The organism is Nocardia fodinahabitans (assembly GCF_052983615.1).
On the sequence record NZ_JBRJJC010000001.1, the window covers coordinates 2,706,758 to 2,731,055 of the forward strand.

28 protein-coding genes and 1 pseudogene are annotated in these 24,298 nt (G+C 69.9%); 13 read left to right on the forward strand and 16 right to left on the reverse strand.

Features of this window, described 5'->3' with window-relative positions; all coding sequences use genetic code 11:
• Positions 1-4: 4 nt before the first annotated feature.
• Positions 5-535 (forward strand): LpqN/LpqT family lipoprotein, encoded by a 531-nt coding sequence (locus NV348_RS12585; RefSeq protein WP_447147086.1) that lies wholly within the window; start codon positions 5-7, stop codon positions 533-535.
• 76 nt (positions 536-611) lie between these two features.
• Here the strand turns inward: NV348_RS12585 and NV348_RS12590 are convergent, their stop codons facing one another.
• A complete protein-coding gene (locus NV348_RS12590; RefSeq protein ID WP_447147087.1) occupies positions 612-959 on the reverse strand; it encodes a DoxX family protein in 348 nt (115 codons plus the stop codon).
• A gap of 353 nt (positions 960-1,312) precedes the next feature.
• On the opposite strand from NV348_RS12590, the gene NV348_RS12595 reads away from it, so the two are divergent.
• The gene (locus NV348_RS12595) at positions 1,313-1,798 is read left to right on the forward strand and encodes a serine hydrolase domain-containing protein (RefSeq protein ID WP_447151014.1); all 486 of its coding nucleotides are present in this window, start codon (positions 1,313-1,315) and stop codon (positions 1,796-1,798) included.
• Positions 1,684-2,043: pseudogene (locus NV348_RS12600) on the forward strand (serine hydrolase); the annotation flags it as partial. The gene NV348_RS12595 and the pseudogene NV348_RS12600, both read left to right, overlap by 115 nt.
• A 34-nt stretch (positions 2,044-2,077) precedes the next feature.
• On the opposite strand, the gene NV348_RS12605 reads toward NV348_RS12600, so the two are convergent.
• From NV348_RS12605 to NV348_RS12620, 4 genes are all read right to left on the reverse strand, one after another.
• Entirely contained in the window at positions 2,078-2,641 is a 564-nt protein-coding gene (locus NV348_RS12605) for a hypothetical protein (RefSeq protein WP_447147088.1), read from the reverse strand.
• A 50-nt stretch (positions 2,642-2,691) separates the two neighbouring features.
• Positions 2,692-3,057: an Rpn family recombination-promoting nuclease/putative transposase gene (locus NV348_RS12610; RefSeq protein WP_447147089.1), complete on the reverse strand. Its 366-nt coding sequence runs from the start codon at positions 3,055-3,057 to the stop codon at positions 2,692-2,694.
• 91 nt (positions 3,058-3,148) lie between these two features.
• Positions 3,149-3,886: a phosphoglyceromutase gene (locus NV348_RS12615; protein ID WP_447147090.1), complete on the reverse strand. Its 738-nt coding sequence runs from the start codon at positions 3,884-3,886 to the stop codon at positions 3,149-3,151.
• Between the two features lie 89 nt (positions 3,887-3,975).
• A complete protein-coding gene (locus NV348_RS12620) occupies positions 3,976-4,869 on the reverse strand; it encodes an ROK family protein (protein ID WP_447147091.1) in 894 nt (297 codons plus the stop codon).
• A gap of 201 nt (positions 4,870-5,070) precedes the next feature.
• Between NV348_RS12620 and NV348_RS12625 the strand changes: the two genes are divergently transcribed.
• Complete coding sequence (locus NV348_RS12625) at positions 5,071-6,246, forward strand: lipase family protein (RefSeq protein ID WP_447147092.1); 1,176 nt, start codon at positions 5,071-5,073, stop codon at positions 6,244-6,246.
• A 70-nt stretch (positions 6,247-6,316) separates the two neighbouring features.
• On the opposite strand, the gene NV348_RS12630 is transcribed toward NV348_RS12625, so the two are convergent.
• From NV348_RS12630 to NV348_RS12650, 5 genes are all read right to left on the reverse strand, one after another.
• Positions 6,317-6,811 carry a type III secretion system chaperone family protein gene (locus NV348_RS12630; protein ID WP_447147093.1) on the reverse strand — a complete coding sequence of 165 codons (495 nt, stop codon included), beginning with the start codon at positions 6,809-6,811 and terminating at the stop codon, positions 6,317-6,319.
• Complete coding sequence (mshA, locus tag NV348_RS12635) at positions 6,808-8,166, reverse strand: D-inositol-3-phosphate glycosyltransferase (RefSeq protein WP_447151015.1); 1,359 nt, start codon at positions 8,164-8,166, stop codon at positions 6,808-6,810. The genes NV348_RS12630 and mshA overlap by 4 nt, the downstream gene beginning before the upstream one ends.
• A gap of 155 nt (positions 8,167-8,321) precedes the next feature.
• The gene (locus NV348_RS12640; protein WP_447147094.1) at positions 8,322-9,305 is read right to left on the reverse strand and encodes an alpha/beta hydrolase; all 984 of its coding nucleotides are present in this window, start codon (positions 9,303-9,305) and stop codon (positions 8,322-8,324) included.
• A 362-nt stretch (positions 9,306-9,667) separates the two neighbouring features.
• Positions 9,668-10,690: an alpha/beta hydrolase gene (locus tag NV348_RS12645; RefSeq protein WP_447147095.1), complete on the reverse strand. Its 1,023-nt coding sequence runs from the start codon at positions 10,688-10,690 to the stop codon at positions 9,668-9,670.
• A gap of 128 nt (positions 10,691-10,818) precedes the next feature.
• Complete coding sequence (locus NV348_RS12650; protein ID WP_447147096.1) at positions 10,819-11,643, reverse strand: alpha/beta fold hydrolase; 825 nt, start codon at positions 11,641-11,643, stop codon at positions 10,819-10,821.
• A gap of 81 nt (positions 11,644-11,724) precedes the next feature.
• On the opposite strand from NV348_RS12650, the gene NV348_RS12655 reads away from it, so the two are divergent.
• The 3 genes from NV348_RS12655 (at position 11,725) to NV348_RS12665 (ending at position 13,302) form a co-directional block, all read left to right on the forward strand.
• Complete coding sequence (locus NV348_RS12655) at positions 11,725-12,459, forward strand: SDR family NAD(P)-dependent oxidoreductase (protein ID WP_447147097.1); 735 nt, start codon at positions 11,725-11,727, stop codon at positions 12,457-12,459.
• Positions 12,460-12,648: 189 nt separating this feature from the next.
• Complete coding sequence (gene mscL / locus NV348_RS12660) at positions 12,649-13,104, forward strand: large conductance mechanosensitive channel protein MscL (protein ID WP_255588734.1); 456 nt, start codon at positions 12,649-12,651, stop codon at positions 13,102-13,104.
• 15 nt (positions 13,105-13,119) lie between these two features.
• Positions 13,120-13,302, forward strand: a complete 183-nt coding sequence (locus NV348_RS12665; protein WP_447147098.1) for a DUF1737 domain-containing protein — start codon at positions 13,120-13,122, stop codon at positions 13,300-13,302.
• Positions 13,303-13,311: 9 nt separating this feature from the next.
• Here the strand turns inward: NV348_RS12665 and NV348_RS12670 are convergent, their stop codons facing one another.
• Complete coding sequence (locus NV348_RS12670) at positions 13,312-14,760, reverse strand: DHA2 family efflux MFS transporter permease subunit (RefSeq protein WP_447147099.1); 1,449 nt, start codon at positions 14,758-14,760, stop codon at positions 13,312-13,314.
• Between the two features lie 5 nt (positions 14,761-14,765).
• Positions 14,766-15,368 (reverse strand): NADPH-dependent FMN reductase, encoded by a 603-nt coding sequence (locus tag NV348_RS12675; RefSeq protein WP_447147100.1) that lies wholly within the window; start codon positions 15,366-15,368, stop codon positions 14,766-14,768.
• Positions 15,369-15,547: 179 nt separating this feature from the next.
• Between NV348_RS12675 and NV348_RS12680 the strand changes: the two genes are divergently transcribed.
• Positions 15,548-16,906, forward strand: a complete 1,359-nt coding sequence (locus NV348_RS12680; RefSeq protein ID WP_447147101.1) for an MFS transporter — start codon at positions 15,548-15,550, stop codon at positions 16,904-16,906.
• Between the two features lie 58 nt (positions 16,907-16,964).
• On the opposite strand, the gene NV348_RS12685 is transcribed toward NV348_RS12680, so the two are convergent.
• Both NV348_RS12685 and NV348_RS12690 read right to left on the reverse strand, forming a co-directional pair.
• Complete coding sequence (locus NV348_RS12685; protein WP_447147102.1) at positions 16,965-18,134, reverse strand: L,D-transpeptidase; 1,170 nt, start codon at positions 18,132-18,134, stop codon at positions 16,965-16,967.
• A gap of 160 nt (positions 18,135-18,294) precedes the next feature.
• Positions 18,295-19,428: a UDP-N-acetylmuramate dehydrogenase gene (locus NV348_RS12690; protein ID WP_447147103.1), complete on the reverse strand. Its 1,134-nt coding sequence runs from the start codon at positions 19,426-19,428 to the stop codon at positions 18,295-18,297.
• Between NV348_RS12690 and NV348_RS12695 the strand changes: the two genes are divergently transcribed.
• The 3 genes from NV348_RS12695 (at position 19,427) to NV348_RS12705 (ending at position 21,514) form a co-directional block, all read left to right on the forward strand.
• Positions 19,427-19,912 carry a DUF2505 domain-containing protein gene (locus tag NV348_RS12695; RefSeq protein ID WP_447147104.1) on the forward strand — a complete coding sequence of 162 codons (486 nt, stop codon included), beginning with the start codon at positions 19,427-19,429 and terminating at the stop codon, positions 19,910-19,912. The two genes, NV348_RS12690 and NV348_RS12695, sit on opposite strands and share 2 nt — an antisense overlap.
• 248 nt (positions 19,913-20,160) lie before the next feature.
• The gene (locus NV348_RS12700; protein ID WP_447147105.1) at positions 20,161-20,688 is read left to right on the forward strand and encodes a DUF2505 domain-containing protein; all 528 of its coding nucleotides are present in this window, start codon (positions 20,161-20,163) and stop codon (positions 20,686-20,688) included.
• 25 nt (positions 20,689-20,713) lie between these two features.
• The gene (locus tag NV348_RS12705; RefSeq protein ID WP_447147106.1) at positions 20,714-21,514 is read left to right on the forward strand and encodes a class I SAM-dependent methyltransferase; all 801 of its coding nucleotides are present in this window, start codon (positions 20,714-20,716) and stop codon (positions 21,512-21,514) included.
• On the opposite strand, the gene NV348_RS12710 is transcribed toward NV348_RS12705, so the two are convergent.
• A complete protein-coding gene (locus NV348_RS12710) occupies positions 21,500-22,108 on the reverse strand; it encodes a type IV toxin-antitoxin system AbiEi family antitoxin (RefSeq protein WP_447147107.1) in 609 nt (202 codons plus the stop codon). The two genes, NV348_RS12705 and NV348_RS12710, sit on opposite strands and share 15 nt — an antisense overlap.
• Positions 22,109-22,213: 105 nt before the next feature.
• Between NV348_RS12710 and NV348_RS12715 the strand changes: the two genes are divergently transcribed.
• Positions 22,214-22,948 (forward strand): LmeA family phospholipid-binding protein, encoded by a 735-nt coding sequence (locus NV348_RS12715; protein WP_447147108.1) that lies wholly within the window; start codon positions 22,214-22,216, stop codon positions 22,946-22,948.
• 5 nt (positions 22,949-22,953) lie between these two features.
• Here NV348_RS12715 and deoC read toward each other — a convergent pair whose 3' ends face one another.
• Entirely contained in the window at positions 22,954-23,625 is a 672-nt protein-coding gene (gene deoC / locus NV348_RS12720; protein ID WP_447147109.1) for a deoxyribose-phosphate aldolase, read from the reverse strand.
• Between the two features lie 143 nt (positions 23,626-23,768).
• On the opposite strand from deoC, the gene NV348_RS12725 reads away from it, so the two are divergent.
• Positions 23,769-24,296: a GNAT family N-acetyltransferase gene (locus NV348_RS12725; RefSeq protein WP_447147110.1), complete on the forward strand. Its 528-nt coding sequence runs from the start codon at positions 23,769-23,771 to the stop codon at positions 24,294-24,296.
• Positions 24,297-24,298 lie beyond the last annotated feature (2 nt).

Consider the following 24,298-nt stretch of genomic DNA (forward strand, 5'->3'; position numbering starts at 1 on the left):
AAATATGGACGAGAGTATCGCCGAGTACCTGCACGCTAGAGACATCCGAATCATCCCCGTTCACAGCGATACCGTCGGCGCGCCGGAGATTCGGGTACCCGCCCCGGACAACTGGCTGGAGATCGGCCAAGAGGTGTTGCCCGGTGCGTACGCGGCCTGGGCCGATCCGCCCGCCGGCGGCGGAGAGTGGGCCGACAATCTGCTGGTCATGGTGGGCCGGCTCACCGAGCCGGTCGACTCCAGCGAGTTGATCGATCGGGCGTTCGTCGACTCACGGCGACTGCCTCGCTGGATAGAGCAATCGGCCGAGTTCATCGACTGCGACGGATATCGTTCGGCAGTCATTTCGGGCCTGTACTCCGGTGGCGATCTGCGCGTGCGCACCAGAACCCAATATCTCGTGATCGACACCCTCGACCACGAATATCTGGTGCAATACACCGCCACGGTAGCCGCAGATTCGACAGCCTGGAACCTCATCGACAGTCCGCCGCCGCTGCAGGTGGCCTGGCCATCGCGTAGCGGACAGTTCTAGCCGGCTCTCCATATACGGCCAGGTCGCCGAGTCCCAGAAACCGGTGGTGGCGGTACGCCAGGCGGACCGGGGACGTTCAGGCGGCGATGCCTAGGGCGAGCGCTACCGCGACCGGGAGTAGGTACAGCACCGGGAAGGCGACGGTTTTGTACGAGCGGGCGCGCAGGACGGTTACCACCGCGCCGAGGAAGTAGAGGATGAGGCCGACGGCGGCGGCGATGCCGAGGGCGGGGATCCACAGGCCGGCGATGAGGCCGATCGAGCCTGCGGCCTTGGCGAGGCCGAGTGGGGTCCACCAGGTTCGGGAGACGCCGTATTCGATCAGGGGGTCGACGACGAAGGGGGCTCGGCGCAGGAGCGAGAAGGCCGAGAAGCCGACCCAGAGTGCGGCGATGACGGTGACGATGACGTACGCGGTGTTCATGGTGGGCCTCCTTCGGCAGCCGCGTCGTTCGCGGCGTCTACGGAGGTGACGAGGTAGCCGGGGTCGGTGTGACATCGGTGGGACGAGTTGTCGAATCCTGGGGTGGGACCTGGTGATTCGCCGCATCGGCAGTCGGCCCGTACTCCGGTCCGATGCCTCGGCAGTACCGCAGACCGATGTGGTCGGTGACCGCGGATTTCTACCGTCGGGCCATGGGTACACGAGTTCTCGCTCTTTCAATCTGCACGGCAGCCATGCTGCTGTCTACCTGCACGACCGGTGCGGCGGAGCCCGTTCCGGCGCCGACGGGTGCGGTCGCCCGTGCGGACACTGTGCAAGGTGACCTCGACGGGATGATCCGCTCCGGTGCCGTCGGCGCTCTCGCCACGCTCACCGACAACGGCACCACTACCGTCCGGGCCGCGGGCAATGCCGACCTCGCGGCGGCGACGCCGATGCCCGCCGATCCGCCGCAGCACGTCCGGGTCGGCAGTATCACCAAGACCTTCACCGCCGCGGTCGTCCTACAACTTGCGGCCGAGGGCAGGGTCGATCTCGACCGGCCGATCGACACGTACCTGCCGGGACTGCTCACCGGTGACGGTATCGACGGGCGCGTCATCACCGTCCGCCAGATCCTCGGTCATCGGAGCGGGCTGCCCGAGCCGACCGAGGCGCTCGGCGTGAACGAGCACACGGCGGCACAGCTCGGCCGCACCTTCACTCCCGCCCAGGAAATTGCCCGTCGGTGCCGTGGGCGTCCGGCGCGCTGGTCAGCACCGGGGCCGACCTCAACCGCTTCTACACCGCGCTGCTCGCCGGTCGGGTGGTGCCGCTGACGCAATTGCGGCAGATGCTCGACGGGGTCGACATGGGCGGCGACGACGGCATGTCCTACGGCCTGGGTGTCGGATACGCCCAGCTCCCGTGCGGCTCGCGCTATGTCGGCCACGTCGGTGGTGTTCGTGGTTTCACCGCCGTCTCCGGAGCCACCGAGGCAGGGCGAGCGGTCACCTTCTCCTTCACCGGGACACCCACCGCCGCGGAGATCGGCACGTTGCTCACCCACGCACTGTGTGATTGATCGTGGACCCCTGGCCAGGGTGGCCCGCCGACGGTCAGGCGAAGATCTCGTCGATAGTGTCGGCCGACAGCAAGCGCTGCGCCCACACCCGCAACTGATCCGAATCGGCAGCACGGACTCGCGCCACGACTTCGGCCTGCACCGCACCGAATTTCCCAGCCAGAAGCTCGACGAGTTGCTCCGCTCGTCCCCGGGCCTCACCCCTGGCCTCGCCCCGGGCCTCGCCCTCAGCGCGTAGACGTTCCGCTGTCGTCACGATCGCCTCCTTCGCGCGCGGACCGAGTTGCTCGATCACCGGATCCAGGTCTTCCTCGGGTGTATCACCCACGATCAGGATGTAGCTGAACGTCGGTCGGAGGTCGATGTTGGGATCGGCCTCCATGGCTTGCAGATCCTCGATCAGGTCCAGCATATCGTCCCCGAGGTGAGTGCTGCCCGGTGCGATCTTGTGCAGGATCAGCATCACGCGAGTCGCCGGGGTGAGGTCGCGTGTATGGAGTGCGGCCAGGTCCAGGGCGGCGACGTCATCGAGGAGGAAGGAGAATCGGGGCAGGTAGGGGTGGAGAAGATCGTATGTCGGTCCGTCGAGGTCGAACAATGGGCGCAGTTCGGTGGGGGCTGTCCAGCGGCCGGCGCGCCCACTGTGGACTACAGCGGGATCACCGGTGGCAGTGCCTCTGTCTCGGGGTGTTCGCGGCGGTGTTGGGCCCAGATGTTGACCACGTACTCCAGCATTCGCAGCGCCATGAAGCGGTCATTGCCGGACTGGTGCTCGATCAAGATGTACAGGTAAGCGTCCCGGCCGTCGAACTGCACGCTGTAGAGCAGGTCGCTGTAGCGCGAGCGCAGCTCCCGGGAAACGAAACTGCCTGGTTGCAGGTGCAGGGTCGCCAGATTGAGCCGGGCGGTAATGGCGGCGGGGAGCGCCGCGCGAATTTCGCTGGCGGCGTCGACAGGCCTGGCCATGACGCACCGGAAGTAGGCATCATGCGGATTCGACGGAGGCGAGACCATGCGCGCGAAGGTACGCCTATCGCCCCCGACCTCGTACCGAACGAGAACGGCCCCGCACCGTCGAGACGATGCGGGGCCGACCGGGAAACGACTACTTGCCGCCCTGGCTGGCGACCGCGGCGGCGCCTGCGGCGGCGGCCTCCGGGTCCAGGTACTCGGCGGGCTTGACCGGGCGCAGGTTCTCGTCGAGTTCGTAGCGCAGCGGGATGCCGGTGGGGATGTTCAGGCTGGAGATGTCCTCGTCGGAGATGTTGTCGAGGTGCTTGACCAGCGCGCGCAGGGAGTTGCCGTGTGCGGCGACCAGGACGGTCTTGCCGGTCTTCAGCTCCGGGGCGATGGTGTTCTCCCAGTACGGGATCATCCGGGCGACGACGTCCTTCAGGCACTCGGTCTTGGGGACCTCGATGCCCGCGTAGCGCGGGTCGCCTTCCTGGCTGTACTCGTTGTCGTCGGCGATCGGCGGCGGCGGGGTGTCGTAGCTGCGCCGCCACAGCATGAACTGGTCCTGGCCGTACTGCTCGCGGACCTGCTCCTTGTTCTTGCCCTGCAGGTCACCGTAGTGGCGCTCGTTGAGCCGCCAGTCGCGGATGACCGGGATCCAGTGCCGGTCGGCGGCGTCGAGCGCGTTGTTGGCGGTGCTGATCGCGCGGCGCAGCAGCGAGGTGTAGACGATGTCGGGCAGAACATCGTGCTCGGCGAGCAGCTCGCCGGCCCGCTTGCCCTCGGCGATGCCCTTGTCGGTCAGGTGCACATCCACCCAGCCGGTGAACAAGTTGAGGGCATTCCATTCGCTCTCGCCGTGGCGCAGCAGCACGAGGGTGTAGGTCATGGGGTCATTCTGGCATTTCGCCGATACTTCGGGCCCACCCACCTGCTATGCGGGCGGAATGAGCGGTCAGGAGGAACGCCGCGCGAGGTTCACGCCGCGGCCGCTTCGACCGCCAGCACGCCCGCGCCGACGAGCGTCGCGCCGTCGGCCAGCGTGGACAGCTCCACGGTGAGGCCACGGCTGAACTCCAGCCGCGCGTGCCGGGCGACCGCGGCGCGCAACGGCCCCCACAGCGGCTCGCCCGAATGCGCGAAGCCGCCGCTGATCACCACGCGGTCCACATCGAGCAGGGCGGCCGCGCTGGAAACCGCCTGTCCGAGTGCGGTTCCCGCGCGCGCCAGCGCGGCGGTCGCCACCCGGTCGCCCCGGCCCGCGGCCGCGGCGAGCTCGATTCCGGTGTCGCCGGTCCAGCCCTGCTCGCGCGCCCAGCGCACGGCGGACAGACCGCTGGCGACCGCCTCGACGCAGCCGAACCCGCCGCAACCGCAGGCAGTGTCATCACCCGGGACGACGATGTGCCCGAAGTGACCGCCGTTTCCGGTGCGCCCCACCAGGACTCGACCGTCGGCGATGATCCCGCCGCCGACCCCGGACGACACCGTGAGCGCCAGTCCGTTGTCCACCCCGCGCAGCCCGCCGACCCGATGTTCGGCCAGCACCAGGCACGCGCCGTCGATAGCCAGCCGCACTGCTGCCGCCGGGAACAGCGCCCGCACGTGCTCGACGATCGCGAACCCGCCGCGCCACGGCGGCAGATTCAGCGGACGGACGACGCCGGCGGGCACGTCGACCGGCCCGGCCGAGCCGATCCCGACCGCGCGCACCACGGTGCCGCCCGCCACAGCGAGCAGCAGCTCGCGACAGACCGCCCACGGATCGTCGGCGGCGGTGGCCGCGCGCCGCACCCCGTGCAGCGAGAAATCCGGATCTACCAGTCCCGCAGCGAATTTGGTCGCCCCGATATCGAGCGCGAGTGCCGTCATCACCCCTCCTGTCCGCGCGGTGCCCGGCACCTCGTCGCCGCAGCACAACAGGGTCGTGCGGACATCGCGATGTGAGGGATCACAGCATGTGGCACACGACACTTTGACTACTGGTTGGTACGCGCGGCCCATTTTCGTTAGATACTTCGACGCGGGTCGGGTCTTGTCAGCTGGGCAGCACAACTCTGATGAAGGATAGCTGTGTCGAAATTCGTTGTACTGGTGTTGAGCCTGCTGTCGGTGGGGTTCCTCGCCGCACCGGCGGGCGCGAACCCGTTGTATCCGACCCCCGATCCGGATCCGTTCTTCACGGCACCGAGTGACCTCGCGGCGCTCGCGCCCGGTGACGTGGTGCGCACGCGTCGCATCGATACCCTGCTCTACCCCGGGACCGAGGGCTGGCAGGTCGCGTTCCGCTCCACCAACTCGGCGGGCAACGCGATCATGGGCGTCACCACCGTGCTGATGCCGATCGGCGTGCAGAACCCGCCGCTGGTGTCCTACCAGGCGCTGATCAACTCGATCGGCACCCGCTGCAACCCGTCGCAGTCGCTGTTCAACGGCGAACTGCAGGACGCGCCCGGCGCGATGCTGCCGCTGCAGCGCGGCTGGGCCATCTCGGTCCCGGACTACCTCGGCCCGACCGTCGCCTACGGCGCGGCCCGGCTCAGTGGCATGATCACCCTCGACAGCGTGCGGGCCGTGCAGAAGGTCGCCGAGCTGGGTGTCGGCAACTCGCCGGTCGCGATCGCCGGGTACTCCGGTGGCGGCATGGCCACCGCCTGGGCGGGCGCGCTGCAGCCGACCTACGCGCCGGAGCTGAAGCTGTCCGCCGTGGTCGCCGGCGGTATCCCCGCCGACCTGGAACTGATGGCCGACGCCCTCGGTTTCGCGCCGCACCCCGGCTTCGGCCTGGCCTTCGCCGCGGCGATGGGCATCGAGCGCGAGTACCCCGAGCAGGTGCCGGTCTCGGACCAGCTCAACGAGAACGGCCTGTGGTTCCGCGAGTTCACCAAGGACGCCTGCCGTCGATTCCTGCTGTTCCACGGCATCTTCCGCAACGCCGAGCAGATGGCGGCGTCCAAGGAACTGATGAGCAGCCAGGTGGCGCGTGGGGTGCTGCGCGAGAACAGCCTCGTGCACTTCACCGGCGCGCCCACCGCACCGACCTACATCTGGCAGGGCAAGTACGACACCCTGACCCCGTACGGTCCGGTCGCCGAGTCGGTCGCCCACTTCTGCTCCAAGGGCGCCCCGGTGCAGCTGACGACGATCGAGATCTCCGAGCACATGACCGCCGCCGCGGCCGGTTTCGTCGACGCCTGGAACTACGTCGAGTCCCGCTTCCGGAACGAGCCGGTGCCGTCGAACTGCTGATCGAACGCTGAGCTGACGAAGCCCCGCCGGTCGCGACCGGCGGGGCTTCCCAGTGCGTCGGGACGATCCGTCAGACCTGGTCGGCCTCGTCGATCAGGTGCTCGAAAGCGCGCAGGTTCTTCAGTGACTCGCCACGGGAGACGCGCCATTTCCATTCCTTGCGAATGGATTCCGCGAAGCCGAGTTCGAGCAGGACGTTGAAGTCGGTGTCGACCGCCTCGAGGATCTGGCCGAAAACACGGTCGAGCTCGTCGGGGGTGACCGACTCGGCCGACATCCGGCCGACGAGGTAGATGTCGCCGACATTGTCGAGGGTGTAGGCCACGCCGTAGAGGCGGCGGTTGCGGCGCAGCAGGTATTTGTAGACGCCCTCGAAGTTCTCGTCGGGCTTGCGGCACACGAACGACTCGATGCGCACGCCGTGCTTGCCGACGGTCAGCATCACCGCGGTCTCGAGCTTGCGCTCACCGGGCAGCACGACGATGAAGGTGTCGTCGGTGTGGCGGGTGTATTCGATCTCGCGGTCGCGCAGCGTCTCGTCGATGACCTGCGATACGGCGCTCACCTGCGTACTCCCGTCCGGCGCCGCCACAGCGCCCGTGATCTGGCCTGACTGGTCTCGCCCGCGTGCAGGGCGATCGGGCCGCGTTCGGCGCGGAACCCGGCCATCGCGGCAGCGTAGCTGTCGAGCAGCCCCTCGGCGGTGTGCGCCCAGGAGAACTCGCTCGCGTGCTCGACGGCGGTGGCGCCCATCCGCGTCAGGCGCTCCGGGTCGTCGAGCAGGGCGGCCAGCGCGTCGGCCCAGTCCGGGGTGCGGTGTCCCGGCACCAGCAGACCGGATTCGCGGTGCCGCACCGCGGTGCCGAGGCCGCCGACATCGGCGGCGAGCACCGGGGTGCCGCTGGCCTGCGCCTCGATGGCGACCAGGCCGAAGGATTCGTTGTAGCTGGGCACGGCGACGACATCGGCCGCGCGATACACCCGCACCAGCCGATCGGCGGGCTGCGGCGGCAGGAAGGTGACGTGCTCGGTGATCCCGAGAGCGGCGGCCAGCTCGATCAGCGCGTCGGGGCGGGCCAGGCCGGAGCCGGACGGTCCGCCGACGATCAGCACCCGCAGCTTGCGGCGGGGATCGCGGCGCAGTAGCGCGGCGGCGGCACGAACCAGCACGTCGGGGGCCTTGAGCGGCTGGATACGGCCGACGAAGGCGACGACCTGCTCATCGGGACGCAGGCCCAGCTCGGCGCGGGCGGCGAGCTTGTCGCCGGGCCGGTAGCGGGTCAGGTCGGCGCCGGGTGGCACCACATCGATGCGATCGGGCGAGGCGCCGTAGAGGTCGACGAGCTGGCGGGCTTCGTCACCGGTGTTGGCGACGAGCCGGTCGGCCTCGGCGATGACCTGCTTCTCCCCGATCACCCTGGTCTCGGGTTCGGGGGCGTCGCCCTCGGCGAGCGCGGCGTTCTTCACCGCGGCCAGCGTGTGCGCGGTGTGCACCAGCGGCACCCGCCAGCGGTCGCGGGCCAGCCAGCCGACCTGGCCGGAGAGCCAGTAGTGGGAGTGCACGAGGTCGTAGTGGCCGGGCAGGTGGCGCGCCTCCTGGCGCAGCACCTCGGCGGTGAACGGGCACAGCTGGGTGGGCAGGTCGTTCTTGTCCAGGCCCTCGAACGGTCCGGCGACCACGTGGCGCACCAGCACACCGGGGCCCGCCTCGGCGACCGGCGGCAGATCCGACGAGGTCGCGCGGGTGAAGATCTCCACCTCGGTGCCGCGTTTGGCGAGCTCGAGCGCGGTCTGCAGCACGTAGACGTTCATGCCGCCCGCATCGCCGGTTCCGGGCTGCGCCAGCGGTGACGTGTGCACCGAGAGCACCGCGATGCGGTGGGGCAAAAGTTCCGGACAACGCTGACTCACACTCCCCAGTGTGCACGCCGCGACGCCGCCGCCGACATCCCTACCGGGATCGGTGACGGTAGTCACAGCGCATTCGTGAGTGAGTTCACCTGCGCGTCGAATCGAGCCTGCCCGATTCGCGGCGGCGGCGCGAGCGAATTTCGGACATCGCGTTCGCGGCCGGATCAGCGGTGCAGCGCCTTCTCGAACAGCGGCCACGACTTGTGCAGATCCTGCTGCCAGTAGCCCCACGAGTGGGTGCCGTTGGGCCGCAGGTCGACGGTCGCGGGGATCCCGAGCGATTGCAGCCGATCGCGCAGTTGCAGGGTGCACGCGCCGGTGACCGCCTCCAGCGACGCGCCGAAGAGCAGTTCCATGGTCCGCTGTACCGGGTCGTCCCCGACGCCGACGGTGTCGAACGGTCCGGGAATCCCGTTGCCGGAGGACAGGTAGACCTCGGTGCCACGGAAGGTCTCCGCGTGCAGGTAGGGATCGTGCGCCGTCCACGCCGGATCGGTCGGCGGCCCCCACATGTTGCGGACGTTGCCGAGTCTGCTGCCGACCACCGCGCTCACGATCGCCTGTCCCCGCAGGTCGCTGGTGCGCACGCACCCGCTGTAGGACCCGATCGCCCGGAACAACCCCGGTTCGGCGAGTGCGAGCTGGAACACCGCGGTGCCCGCCATCGACAGTCCCGCAATGGCATTGGCGCCGGTGCCGCCGAACGCGGCGTCGATCACCGGCGGTAGTTCCTTGGTGAGGAAGGTGGTCCAGCGCTGCTTGCCGAGCACCGGATCGTCGGCGTGCCAGTCGGCGAAGTAGCTGCCCGCACCGCCGAACGGGATCACCACATTGACCTGTTTGTCCTTGAAGAACTCGACGACATCGGTGCGATCGAGCCAGTTCCCGTCACTGCCGCCGCCGACCCCGTTGAGCAGATACAGCGTCGGCGCAGGCGAATTCGGGTCGGCGGCCCGCAGCACCCGCACCCGGGCGACGGTGTCCATCGCGGGCGAGTAGACCCCGATGTCGATGGTGTGATCGGCCTCGATCCGCCGGTCCTCGATCCGTGCCGACGGCTCCGCCGCCGCGGGAACCGCGGCCACCGCCCCGACGAGCACCGCCAGGATCACCCCGGCGATCCGAGCGCCCACTGCCCGACCGAACATCATCGAACTCCGCTCTCGACGCCGAACCCACTTCCTCTGCGATCACACGGCATTCCCGAACGCTACACACGAATTCACCGAAACATTGTGACGATTACCAGAAGATTTATCGCGCCCCTGTGCGTTCGAACTCCATAGGCCAAGGGCACAATCACAGTCGTATCACATTGGCGCCGGAGACCAACCCGACCCGCCGAAACAATGCCAGCTACCTGCGATGACAGCTTGCGCACCGGTGCACATAGAGCGCAATATTGCGAACTCTCCGGGCAGCCGGAATCGCCTCGCATTTGCTGTGAAAAGACCCACCGGATTCTTTTGCGGCACCGGCCGCGCGTGCGATCGGGCGGAAATTATTCGATTCAGCCGAGGCGCAGGGCGCGCGCGAACAGCGGCCAGGAGCGGTGCAGGTCGTCGGTCCAGTAGCCCCAGGAGTGGGTTCCGTTGGGGCGCAGGTCGACGGTGGCCGGGATACCGAGTTCGCCGAAGCGGACGGCCAATTGGCGGGTGCACAGGCCGGTGACCGCGTCGAGGGCGCCGCCGACGAGGAGCTGGTCGATCAGCTTCATGGTGTCGCCGCCGATGCCGGGGCCCGCGGTGGTGTCGAGAGCGCCGGGCAGGCCGGTGCCGGAGGCCACGTAGATGGCCAGGCCGCGCAGGCGGTTGGCGTGCAGGAAGGGGTCGTTGGCGGCCCAGAGCGGGTCGCCGGGTTGTCCCCACATGTTCACCGGGTCGCCGTTCTGGCCGGAGACGACGGTATTGACGATGGCGTGCCCCTGCGGCCCGCTGGTGGAGACGCAGCCGCTGTAGCTACCCACTGCGCGGTAGAGCTGCGGTGCGGCCAGGGCCAGCTGGAAGGCCGCGGTGCCCGCCATCGAGACGCCGGCGATGGCATTGGCTCCGGTGCCGTGGAATTCGGCGTCGATCACCCGGGGGAGTTCGCGGGTGAGGAAGGTCGTCCAGCGCTGGCGGCCCAGCACCGGATCGTCGGCGCGCCAGTCGGCGTAGTAGCTGCCCGCGCCGCCGATCGGCATCACCACGGTGACCTGCTTGTCGGCGAAGAACTGTTCGGAATCGGTGCGAGTCAGCCAGTTTCCGCCGTCGCGCCAGTCACCGGTGGCGCTGCCGCCGTCGACCCCGTTGAGCAGGTACAGCACCGGCGCCGCGGCCGCGCGATCGGCGGCGGGCAGCACGGCGACGGGCACCGGCTTGCCCATCGCCCCCGAGTACACGACCAGGTCGACGACCCGCCCCTGCCCCGGCGTCGCCGAGATCAGCCGGGCGGCCTCGACGCCGCGCGGATCGGGCGGCGCGGCGCCCGCGACCGCTTGGGCGCAGACGAGCCCCGCGACGAGAAGCAACCCACACCGTGCCAGGACGCTCATGCGTCACCTCCCTGCCCGGCCGAGAACGAGACCGTGCGAGAGAGGTTAGGCAGGACAGGCTGCCCCCACCCCCGTTTCTGAAACATTCATAGTTCACAGCATCGGAGGCGCGGGGCGGGCGCCGGAACTCAGTCCAGCGCGTCGATGAACGCGCTGACCTCGGCGAAGAAGCGCGGACGGTCCTCGATGAAGAGCCCGTGCTGGGCGCCCTCCCACAGCGAGATGCGGGCGTTAGGGGCATTGTCGGCGATGTATTGACCATTGGCGGCCGGCACCACCGGGTCCTCGGTGCCGTGCAGGACCAGAACCGGAATGTCGAGGCCACGCAGGGTGTCGGTGTTGTCGATGGTCCGGTAGAACAGGGCCTTGCGCACCGAAGGCGGGGTGGCCAGGCTGGTGCCGAACAGACGCTGGGCATCGACACCCTTGTCCGCGCCGGGGCCGGTATTGGCATTGCCGAACACGGAGAAGCCACGCACCGCGCGTCCCGCCGCCTCGTCGAAGACACCCGGAATCGCCTTCTCCATGGCTGGGCCGGGCGCCGCGCCGGGCACCTTCGGGCCGATATTGGCGGGCGCGCCGCAGTAGACGGCCGCGGCGACGGCGGCACTGCCGTACGTGGCGAGGTAGTCGGTGGCGACGATGCCGCCGTAGGACCAGCCCAGCAACACCGCGCCCGACTCGATGCCCTCGGCCGCCAGCACGGCGGCGACATCGGCGCCCCACGCCTTGGGATCGTCGTACCCGGCGCCCGGATCGTCGGAGTAACCGTGCCCGCGCAGGTCGACGGCGACGACGCGGTAGCGCTGCGCCAGATCGTCGGCGGCCGCGCCCCAGCAGCGCAGATTGCCCGCCCAGCCGTGCAGCAGCACCAGCGGCCTGCCGGTCTCCGGGCCGCTCACCCGGTAGACGATCCTGGTTCCGTCGGTACTGACAGCATCGCGAATAGCCATGCCGACAGGCTAACGCCGGTCCACATCAGCGTGATCCCAGCCATGGCGACGGCGAATCCGCGGCGAATAGGATCACTCCACATGAGCACTCGCACCGCCGTCGTCACCGGAGCCAGCTCGGGAATCGGTGAAGCCACCGCCCGGGAACTCGCAAAACAGGGCTACCACGTCTACGTGGGCGCCCGGCGGTTCGACCGGGTGCGGCGCCTCGCCGAGGAGATCGGCGGCACCGCCGTCGAGCTCGACGTCACCAGCGAGGAGTCGGTGCGCGCGTTCACCGACTCGATCGACCGGGTCGACGTGCTGGTCAACAACGCAGGCGGCGCCAAGGGCCTGGCCACCGTCGCCGAGGCCGACCTCGACGACTGGCGCTGGATGTGGGAGACCAACGTCCTGGGCACCCTGCGCCTGACCAAAGCGCTGCTGCCGAAGCTGATCGACTCCGGCGACGGCCTGATCGTCACCATCACCTCCATCGCCGCCTTCCACGCCTACCCGAACGGCTCGGGCTACACCTCGGCCAAGCACGCCCAGGCCGTGCTGCACCGCACCCTGCGCGACGAGCTGCTCGGTCAGCCGGTGCGGCTGACCGAGATCGCGCCGGGCGCGGTCGAGACGGAATTCTCCCTGGTCCGCTTCGACGGCGACGAGGACCGCGCGGCGAAGGTCTACCAGGGCATCGATCCGCTCTACGCCCAGGACATCGCCGAGATCGTCGGCTTCGTCGCGAGCAGGCCGGCGCACGTGAACCTCGACACCATCGTCGTCAAGCCGCGTGACCAGGCGGGCCCCGGCAGCTTCGCGCGACGCTCCTGACCTGCGACGTTCAATCCCCGGACCAGGCAACCGAATCCGGGGAGCACGGCCGCCCCGAGTGGCGGCGCGGCCCCGGGGAACCGATACTGCCCAGGACCGGTCATGACATAGCTGCGCATTCGCTGCCCGCTGGAACGGTCGCTAACATCACCACGTTTGCCGATAGCCAGCCTTAGGAGTGCTCCACCGATGCGCAGTATCAAGTCCGTGTTCGACGGGTTCAAAGATTTCCTGATGCGTGGAAACGTCATCGACCTGGCGGTCGCGGTGGTCATGGGCACCGCGTTCACCGCCGTCGTGACCTCGTTCACCAAGGGGATCGTCAACCCGCTGCTCGCGGTGTTCGGCTCGACCAACGAGCTGGGCCTGGGCGTCCAGCTGATCGCCGACAAGCCGGCCACCTTCATCGCACTCGGCCCGATCATCACCGCGTTCATCGACTTCTTCATGGTCGCCGCGGTCCTGTACTTCGTGCTGATGCTCCCGATGAAGTCGCTGAAGAACAAGTTCGGCACCACCAAGGCCGCCGAGCCGACCGAGACCGAGCTGCTCATCGAGATCCGCGACCTGCTGGCCAAGCAGCAGGGTCTGAGCACCGAGCAGACCGAGGCGCTGAGCAAGGAACGCGCCACCGAGTCCGCCTAGCGGATAATTGCCCGCATGAGCGAACCACCGGACGGGCTACCGACCTATCGAGTGCTGACCGGCCCGGACGACGAGACGTTCTGCCGTCGGGTGAGCGCGGCGCTGGCCCTCGGGTACGAACTCCACGAGGGCCCCGCCGTCACCTTCAACGGGACGAACGTCATCGTCGCCCAGGCGGTGGTGTGGCCGGCCGGGTAGCGGTCGACCTCACCCGGGGTCGCGGCGCGGCAGCAGCAGCGCCGGGATCATCGCCAGCGCGATCATCACCGGGGCGATCCAGTAGGTGTGCTGGAATGCCTCGGCCAGCGCCGGGGCCAGCTCGGCGCGCTGGTCCTGGTCCATGCCGTGCAGGGCCTGGAGCCCGCCGGTCACCGGGAGCAGCGCGCCCAGCGTCACCGAGCTCACCGCGGTGCCGACCGCCATGGCGGTGGTGCTGATCATGTTCAGCACCGTCGACCCGGCCGGTTGCTGCGCCCGGCTCAGCGGCCGGGTCGCGGTGGTGATCACCGGCATCATGGTGCCGCCGCCGCCGGCGCCCATCAGCAGCATGGTCAGGCCGAGCGCCCAGTACGGCGCGTCCGCGTCGAGCTGGAGCACGAACAGCACGAAACCGGTGAGCGCCACCGTGATCGACACCGGCAGGTAGCGGCCGGGCGGGATCCGGTCGATCAACCGGCCCGCCACCTGCATGGTGGCGCCCGACGCCAGCGCGAACGGAATCCCGAGAGCGCCTGCCACCAGGGCTGATTCACCGCGAACCACCTGGAAGTACAACGGCAGCAACAGCATCGACCCGAAGTAGCCGCTCGCGAACAGCGCGAGCAACGCCGCGGAGATCCCGGTCGTGCGATTGCCGAGGACCCGCAGGTCCAGCAGCGGGACCGAGGTGCTCAGCGAGCGCAGCACGAAGGCGACGATGAGCCCGGCGCCCGCCAGCAGCGGGACCAGCACCGAGGCCGAGGCGAAGCCGGCGCTCTCCCCCGCCGCGGTCACGCCGTAGATCACCAGCGCCAGACCCGGCGACATCAGCAGCAGGCCGACCACGTCGAGTGGACGCGGCGGCTCCGGCGCGTCGTCGGGCACGATCCGGGCCGCCAGCACCAGGACCAGCGCTCCCAGCGGCAGGTTCAGGAAGAACATCCAGCGCCAGGACACCTCGTCGATGAGGTAGCCGCCGATCACCGGCCCCAGCAGCGGGCCGACCAGAATCGCCAGGCCGAGGGTGCTCATCAGGCGCCCCAGCCGGTCCGGCCCGGCCGCGCGCAGCAGGATGGTCATCGCGACCGGCATCAGCAGACCGCCGCTCGCGCCCTGCACCAGCCGGAACACGATGAGCGACTCGATGTTCCAGGCCAGGCCCGCCAGCACCGAGCCGACCGCGAACGCGGCGATCGCCGTCAGATACAGCCGTTTGGCGCCGAAGCGGCCGACCAGCCACGCCGAGGTCGGCACCACGGCGCCGAGGGCCAGCGAGTAGCCGGTGGCCACCCACTGGATCGTGCTCAGTCCCGCGTCGAACTCGACGGAGAGCTTGTTGATGGCGACGTTGACGATCGTCTGATCGAGCGTCGCCATGATCATGCCGACCACCAGCACCAGCGCGATGCGCATCGGATCGCGGCTGGTGGGCGGGGCTGTCGTGGTCCGGGTCAGCACGGCGATCACTTCCCGTACGGGCGGACGGCCCTGGCGGTGCGCAGGGCTTCGCCCCACCAGACGAGCTGGTCGAGCAGGACCGCGGCGGCGGCTTCGGCGGCGTCCGGGTCGGTCAGCGCGCCGTCGTCGTCGAATCTGCCCCACGGATTGGGCAACGCGACCGAATCGCGGACGGTGACCGCGTGCAGTTCAGCGAAGACCGGGCGCAGGTGCTCCACGGCCCGCAGGCCACCGGAGATGCCGCCGTAGGAGACGAAGCCGACCGGTTTGGCCTGCCATTCGGCGTGGTGGGTGTCGATCAGGTTCTTGAGGGTGCCCGGGTAGCTGTGGTTGTACTCGGGCGTCACCACGACGAAGGCGTCGGCGCGGGCGAGTTTGCCGGTGGCTGCGGCCACGGACGGGTGTTCGGCGGCCGCGCCGAAGGCCCGCGGCAGTTCGACCTGCCCGGCGTCGACCACGTCGACGTCGATCGTGTCGCGCAGCGCCGCCTGCCGAACGAACCAGTCGGCGACGGTGGGACCGAAGCGTCCCTCCCTGGTGCTGCCGATGACGACGACGACCCGCAGCGGGCGAATAGCGGTGCGGGCGTGCTCAACCGTGGCGTTCATGAGGTTCCTCCGACTCGGTGGCGGCCACTCGGCCGCCGCTGCGCACAACGGTGCTACCTCAACTTCCCTTCAGGTCAAGCCGACAGCTTCCACCCCTTGACCGGAATACCCCCTACGGGTATATAGTTGCATCTATACGCAGATAAGAGACCATGCATTGCCCAGGAGGGCCGACCATCATGACCACCTCACTGTTCGCCCACCGGGACTATCGCCTGCTGTTCACCGCGCAGGTCGCCGCCCTGTTCGGCACCGGGCTCACCACGGTCGCCCTCGGCCTGCTCGCCTACGAACTGGCGGGCGGCAACGCCGCGATCGTGCTCGGGACCGCGCTGACGCTGAAGATGGTCGCCTACGTGATCGTCGCCCCGATCGCGGGCGCCTACGCCGGCCTGCTGCCGCGCAGGCAATTCCTGATGGCGCTCAACGGCATTCGCGGCGGCATCGTGCTGGCGCTGCCCTTCGTCGACCAGATCTGGCAGATCTACGTGCTGATCACCCTGCTGCAGATCGCCTCGGCCGCCTACACCCCCACCTACCAGGCCGTGCTGCCGGACATCCTGCCCGACGAGCGCGACTACACGAAGGCGCTCTCGGCCGCCCAGCTGGCCGCGACCATGGAAACCCTGCTCAGCCCGATGCTGGCGGCGCTGGCCTTGAGCCTGATCAGCTTCCACTGGCTGTTCGTCGGCACCGGCGTCGGCTTCGCGGTCTCGGTCGCCCTGGTGATGGCGGCGCGCATCCCGAACGCGGTGGTGGGCGACGGCGCGATCGGGCAGCGACTCGCCGCGGGCCTGCGGCTGTTCGCGGCCACCCCGCGACTGCGCGGGCTGCTCGGACTGAACCTGGTGGTCGCGGCGGCGGGCTCGGTGGTCATGGTCAACACCGTCAATTACGCCCGCGACGTGCTCGGCGGCGACCAGTCCGGCGTCGCGCTCCTGCTGGCCGCCAACGGATTCGGCACGATGCTCGTCGCCCTGACGCTGCCCAGGATCCTGGACCGGCGCGGCGAACGTCCGGTGATGCTCACCGGCGCGGCCGTCCTGGTCACCGGCCTGGCCGCCGCGATCACCCTGTCGACCGCGAGCGTCGGCGACTGGAGCTGGGCCGCCGCCCTGGCCACCTGGGCCGTCATCGGCGCGGGCACCGGCCTGGTCCTCACCCCCACGGGTCGCGTGCTGCGCCGCTCGGCCCGCGCCGAGGACCGCCCCGCCCTCTTCGCCGCCCAGTTCTCGCTGTCGCACCTGGCCTGGCTGATCACCTACCCGATCACCGGCTGGCTGGCCACCACCGCGGGCTTCACCACCACCTGGATCACCCTGGCCGTCATCGCCGCCCTCGGCGTCACCGCCGCGATCCGCCTGTGGCCCCGCCACGACCCCGCCGAGATCACCCACATTCACGACTTCGGCACCGTCGACCCGGCCATCCTCACCGACGCCACCGAAATCGCCCCCGGCCGCTACCAGCACACCCACCCCTACGTCATCGACCCCAACCACACCCGCTGGCCCACCCGGGTCCCCGCCCTGGTCTGACCGAAAACAGCGAGAACCCTGATCGGCAGCACGCCGGTCGGGGTTCTCGGGTTCGAGCTCAGCGCGGACCGGCCGCCGATCCGCCCTGCGCGGACCCCGCGGGGAGGGCGGACATGGATTGCCAGGTGGGCCAGTCGATGGACCAGTCGTAGATGTCGCCGTCGGCTTGGGAGAGGGGGATGGAGGTGCCGGTGACCTCGACCGGGTCGCCGTAGCGGGCGGTCGGGAAGTAGGCCTGGGCGTCGGCGGGTGAGAGGTTGATGCAGCCGTTGGTGACGTTGGACGAGCCCTGGGCGGACAGGGATTCGGGGTTGGCGTGGATGAATTCGCCGTTGTTGGAGATGCGGACGGCCCAGCGTTCGCGAACGTTGGTGTAGTACGGCGGATTCGACATCATGAAGTCCTCGTACTTCTCGGTGACCACGTGGGTGCCCGAGCGGGTGACGTTGCGCGGCTCGTTGCCCTCGCCGTAGGAGACCGCGAAGTCGAAGACGGTGACGCCGTCGCGGACCACCTGCATGCGATGGCTCGGCGCGTTGGCGATCACGATCTGGCTGCGGCCGATCGTGAAGTCGGAGGTGAGGTCGGAGTCGCCGTATGCGCCGCCGCCGAGGTCGACGCCGTAGAGCTTCGCCTCGACGTGCACGGTGGTGCCGGGCGTCCAGTAGTTCTTCGGCCGCCAGTGCACCCGCGAACCGCCGTCGTCGGGCAGCCACGCCCACGAGCCTTCGGTGCCGGGGTCGGTGGTGACGGTGAGCGCCTTCTCCACCGCCGCCTTGTTCGCCACCGGGCCGGTGAACTTGATGATGATCGGGGCGGCGATGCCGACCTCCTGACCGTCACCGATATTGATCGTGGCCGGGATGGTCGACTTCGGCTTCAGCGTGGTGAAGGTGCCGTCGATCGGGACCGGTTTGCCGTCGGTGCCGATCGCGGTGCCGGTCCAGGTGTAGCTCGCGTCGTAGCCGAGCGGCTCGGTGACCTGGTAGCTCGCACGATCCGGACCGAAGGTGCCCGCGACCTGCTTGCCGTTGGCGTTGGTGAGCGCGATCTGGTCGATCCGGCCGCCGGTCACGGTCACCGACACGGGCATGACGGGCGCGACATCGGTCGCACCCGCCGACGGCGTCATGGCGACCTGCGCGACCGGGCCCGCCGGCGCGGTTTCGCCGCCGGGGCGGTCGATCGTGCAGCCGGTCAGCACGACGAGCACCGCCAGCAAGATCACCGCAACCACGGGGCGCCGGCGCCGAACGCCCACGCCGATCGGGTCGCGCCGGGCATGCCGAACTGCCGTCCCGCGCGCACGCAACGAGGCGGTTACCGAAGGTTTGCTCACGGCATCGAATGTACGCCGGGCTACCGACCGCGCCGCGCCACCGTTGGGCTCAGAGGGTGAGGCCGACCGTCACCGGCTCCGGTTCCAGCGTCACCCCGAAACGTTCCTCGACGCCGGCGCGGACCGTGCGAGCCAGCTCGACGATGTCGCCGGCGGTGGCCGCGCCGCGGTTGGTCAGCGCGAGGGTGTGTTTGGTCGAGAGCCGGGCGGCGGCCTGCTCGCCGGGGAAGCCCTTGCCGAAGCCGGCGCGCTCGATCAGCCAACCCGCCGAGAGCTTGGTGCCGTCGGGGGCGGGGTAGGTCGGCACCGAGACCTCGCCCAGGTGGGCGGTGATAGCCGCGAGGACCTGCGGCAGCCGGTCCTCGGTGACGACGGGATTGGTGAAGAACGAGCCCGCGCTCCAGGTGTCGTAGTCGGTGGAATCCAGCACCATGCCCTTGCCCGCGCGCAGCCGCAGCACCTCCGCGCGCACGGCCGCGGCCGGACGGGACTCCCCGTCGCCCGCGCCGAGCACCTTGGCCAGTTCGCCGTAGCGCAGCGGCGCGCTCAGCCCGGACGGGTCGAGCGCGAACTCCACCGCGAGCACCACCGCATCGTCGCTGTGCTTGAGCACGCTGGTCCGGTACGCGAAGCCGAGTTCGCCGGGCTCGGCCCAGCGGACCTCGCCGGTCCTGCGATCGAGCAGCCGCACCCGGCGCAGCAGCGTGGACACCTCGGCGCCGTACGCGCCGACGTTCTGCACCGGCGTCGCCCCGGCCGAGCCGGGAATGCCCGACAGGCACTCCAGTCCGCCCAGCCCGGCCGCCACGGTCGCCGCCACGACCTCGTCCCAGTTGGCCCCCGCCTCGGCGAACACGCTGTCGGCACCGATCCGCACGCCGGTGGTGCCCACCCGGACGACGACCCCGTCGAAGCCGGCGTCGTCGATGAGCAGGTTGGATCCACCCGCGATCAGCAGCACCCGGATACCGGCCGTGTCCAGCGCCGACACCGTGGCGATCAGCGCCTCGGTGGTGCCGCATTCGGCGACCAGCGCGGGCCCGCCGACCCGCAGGGTCGTCAGTTCGGACAAACGCACCGATTCCCGCACCACCGCGCCGGTATCGGCGAGGAGATCACGCACCTGATCGGCGGACACCACCTGAGTTGTTCCCACGTCACAAGACGGTAGCCTGTCGCGCATGGCTACACCTCTGGCGTACACGGCTCGCTACACCAAGCCGGTCGAGGCCGTGCGCGCGGCGTTCTCCGACGAGCAGTACTGGAAGGCTCGGATCGAAGAGGTCGGCGGGCCCGGCGCCCGGCTGGATTCCTTCGGCACCACCGGTGACCAGGTGCGCGTGCAGATGGTCCAGTCGATCCCCGCCGATCAGCTGCCGCCCGCGATCACCGCGGTCCGCCCCGGCGACCTGGTGATCCCCCGCACCGAGAGCTACACCGGCACCACCGGCACCATCGCGGCCCAGGTCGACGGCGCGCCCGCCAAGGTCAATGCCACCATCACCCTGACCGCCGAGGGCACCGGCTCGGTCGCCACCATCAGCGGCAGCATCGAGGTGAAGATCCCGCTGTTCGGCGGCAAGATCGAGGCCGCGATCTCCGAACACCTGCTCGAACTGCTGGCCAACGAGGCCGGCTTCACCGAGCAGTGGCTCGCCACCCGCTGACTCCGTTCCGGCACGCCGCCGCAATCGAGCGTCGGCGGCCGTCCCGCCGGTCGAGCACCGCGGCGCAACCCCAGCCCCGCACGCCCGACCCCGAGGAGGGCAGGCCGACGCAGTCGGCCGTCGGCGGCCGTCCCGCCGGTCAGGCGCCGTGGCGCAGGCGACGAAGGAGCAAGCCACGGTGCCTGACCGGCGGGACACAAGGGGCCGCCGACTCGAGCGCGCCAGCGCTCCAAATACACTATTTCCTCATGGCACGTCGACTTGACTACTCCGCCCGCTACCCGCTGCACACCACCACCGAGCTCTACGCGGCGCTGCAGAGCAGGGAATACTGGGAAGCGCGCGTCGCCGAGATGCGGAAGTACTCCCCGCACAACGAGGTGATCAGCCACGAGGTGAGCGACTCCGGCATCGACGTGGTGCTGGCCCACACGCTGCCGCGCGAGATGCTCCCCGAGATCGCCCAGACGGTGATGCGCAAGGACATGGTCATCACCCGCAAGGAGAGCTGGGGCCCGTTCGCCCACGACGAGACCGAGGGCACCTTCTCCGCCTCGATCCCGGCCGGCCCGGGCAGCCTCAACGGCGACATCCGGCTGTTCCCCACCGAAACCGGCACGACCATGCGGTTCTCCCCCACCGCCAAGGTGTTCATCCCGATGGTCGGCCCGCGCCTGGAACAGCTGATGCTGGTGAACCTGGTCGACCTGTTCCGGGCCGAGCAGGAGGAGACCGCGCGCTGGCTGGCAGAGGCCGGCGCGAAGAAGTCGGTCTGACGCACCCGCACGAAAGACGACCGCCGTGGACCGCAAACGACCGTCACCGGTCGGCACGATCACCCGCGGCACCACCGGCGTCAACCGCCTGCGCCGCAGCGACCGCTGGCTGACGCACGACGAACTGGTGACCGCCCGCCTGCGCGCGACCGCCGATCCGCTGGTCGTCGACCTCGGCTACGGCGCCGCGCCGTGGACGACGTTCGAACTGGCCGCCCGGCTGCCCGCCGTCCGCCCCGAGCTGCGGGTGGTCGGGCTCGAGATCGACCCGGCCAGGGTCGTCGAGGGCCGCGACGGCGTGCGCTTCGCCCGCGGCGGCTTCGAGCTGGCCGGACTGCGCCCGGTGCTGGTCCGCGCGTTCAACGTGCTGCGCCAGTACCCGGAGGACGCCGTGCCCGACGCGTGGGCCCGCATCCAGTCGAATCTCGCGCCCGGCGGCCTGCTCGTCGACGGCACCTGCGACGAGCTCGGCCGCCGCTGCGCCTGGGTGCTGCTCGACCGGCACCGCCCGCTCTCGCTGACGCTGGCCTGGGATCCGTTCACCGTCGAGCGCCCGTCCGAGATCGCCGAGCGGCTCCCGAAAGTGCTGATCCACCGCAATATTCCGGGCGAACCGGTGCACGCGCTGCTCACCGCGGCCGACCGTGCCTGGGACCGCGCGGCGGCGCTGGCCCCGTTCGGTCCGCGCATCCGCTGGCGCGGGGCCGCGGAGCTGTTGCGCGAGAGCGGGTTTCCAGTGCGCGCGTATCGCCGCCGCATGCGCGACTGCGTGCTGTCGGTGCCGTGGCAGGTGGTCGCGCCGAACGGCTGGTCAGACGCCGGTTAACGCCCGGCGCACGCGGGTGGCCGCGCGCGGGGCGAGTCGCTGTCCGCCCCACCAGATCTCGTCGGTGTCGCAGCGATGGATGGCGACCGCGTCCGCCACCACCTCGTCCAGTGCCGACTGCGAGATCTCCGTCTCGGCCAGATCGAGCACGGTGCGCACCGGCGTGGTGACCAGGAACGGCCCGGCCGACTCGACATCGGGACCGTCCAGCTTGCGCCGGGTCAGCACCAGCCGTGGCGTCACCGGGGGGCGCCCCGCCGACACCGACAGGTGCAGGAACCGCGGCTGCAACCGGCCGATCCCGTGCAGCTCGGCCGCGCTCTGATACGACACCGCCGCGGCGCCGTCGAACCAGGCCGCCCACATCGCGTACTCGTCGAGCGGGCCGGCCCGCCACTGCGCCAGCCGCATCATCCCGACGCCGGCCCTGGTCACCGAGCCGTCCCCGAGCGCCGCTCTCACCTGCAATTCACAGCCGGTTCGCAATACCTGACGGGTCGTGAAGAAGCCCGCGTGCCGACCGGCGAGCCGCCGTAGCACGCGCCACCGATGATCCGCCGTCCCCTGCACCCGGCGCACACCCTCGCCAGTCATGGATCAAGGCTACGCCCGCCCGAGTGGGCCAGGTCACACTTTGCTGCGAAGGCTTTCACTCCGTCCTCAGAGCAGACACAGAAAGATCGGGAAGAATCCGATGCCATGACCACGCAGACACCTCAACGCCCCAAGGTAGGTCGGCGCACGCTGGTGATCGCCTTGGTCGTGGTCGCCGCGCTGCTGGTGGCCGCGATCGTGAGCACCGAAGCCTATGCCCGCCACCAGATCTCGCGCTGCATCAGCAGCTCGTTCGAGCAGCAGATGGGGTCGAGCATCGATGTGGGCTTCGGCCCGAAGCCGATGCTGCTCACCTACCTCGACGGCAAGGTCGGCTCGGTCACCATCGACAGCGAGGACAACAAGTTCGGTCCCGCGGTCGGCATGGTCGTGCACGCGGAGTTCGACGACATCGAGCTCACCGACCGCGGTCGCGGCGGCGGCACCATCGGCAGCTCCGCGGCCGAGGTGACCTGGAACAACGACGGCATCCAGCAGACCCTCGGCGGCATGGTCAGCGGCGTGAGCTCCTCGCGCGCCAGCGGCATGATCACCCTCGACGTGATCGGCGGCCTGGCCCAGCTGCAGGTGCAGCCGATGGTGCGCGACGGCAATGTCGTGGTGGAGACCAAGTCGGCGCAGCTGCTCGGCATCGGCCTGCCCACCGACCTGGTGCAGGGCATCGTCGAGACCTTCACCCAGAGCCTGCAGAGCTACCCGCTCGGCCTGCGCGCGCAGGAGGTGCGGGTCACCGACGACGGCGTCACCGTGCTCCTGTCGGGCGGCAAGACCGCGCTCGAGACGGCGCCGAGTGGTCAGCAGGCCGAATTCACCTGCTGACGGCGCTAGCCAGGGAACCCGTCGAGGACCGCGGCGGACTTGGACAGCCCGAGCCGGGTGGCGCCCGCCGCGATCATCGCGGCCGCGTCCTCGGCGGTGCGGATACCGCCACTGGCCTTGACGCCGAGGCGGCCGCCGACGGTCTCGGCCATCAGCCGTACCGCGTGCACGCTGGCCCCGCCCGCCGGGTGGAATCCGGTGGAGGTCTTCACGAAGTCAGCGCCGCCCTCCTCGGCGGCCCGGCACGCGCCGACGATCGCCTCGTCGGTGAGCGCGGCCGATTCGATGATCACCTTGAGCACGGCGCCACGATCGGTGGTCGCCTCGCGCACCGTGATGACGTCGGTGAGCACGGCGTTGAAATCACCGGCCAGCGCGGCACCGATGTCGATGACCATGTCGACCTCGGCCGCCCCCTGCTCGACGGCGAAGCGCGCTTCAGCGCCCTTGACCAGCGAGTGGTGCTTGCCGGACGGGAACCCGGCGACGGTCGCGACGACCAGCCCCGGGGCCCGCACCGGCAGCATCGAGGGCGACACGCAGATCGCGTACACGCCGAGCGAGCGCGCCTCCGCGATCAGCGCCTCGACCTGGGCGGGGGTGGCTTCGGGGGCGAGCAGGGTGTGATCGATCATCGCGGCCACGTCGGCCCGGGTCAGCGGTGTCGAGACGGTCATGGGCTCGAGCATGACACACCGGGACACGACGGCCGCCGCGCAGGCCGCCACACGAACAGCGTTGCGCGGGTCTACCCGAATCCGGGAGACTTGACCATGGCGGTTTTCGACCGGCGCCGGCCGCCGAGGATACGGAGACGATTGTGCTGATCCGTCGAGAGACCCCTGCGGACGCCGCGGCTATCGCCGCCATCCACCGCGACGCCTTCACCCCCCACTACGCCGACGACCCGTCGATCACCGAGCCACCCGAGGTGGCGCTCGTCGACGCGCTGCGCACCGACGAATCGTGGATGCCCACGCTGTCGCTGGTCGCCCTCGAATACGACACCGTCGTCGGGCACATCTGCCTCACCAGGGCCGGCATCGGCCCGTTCCCGGTGCTCGCACTCGGCCCGCTCGGCGTCGATCCCGACCATCAGAAGACCGGGGTCGGTTCGGCGCTGATGCACGCCGCGCTCGGCGCGGCCGACGCGCTCGACGAATCGGTCGTCGGCCTGGTGGGCAATCCCGACTACTACGCCCGCTTCGGGTTCGTGCCCGGCGCCCGGCTCGGCATCGTGCCCGACGAGGCCGACTGGGCCGAGTTCTTCCAGGTCCGCCCGCTGACGGCCTACGACCCGGCCGTCACCGGCGAGTTCCGCTACCCGGCGCCGTTCTACGACCTCTGAGG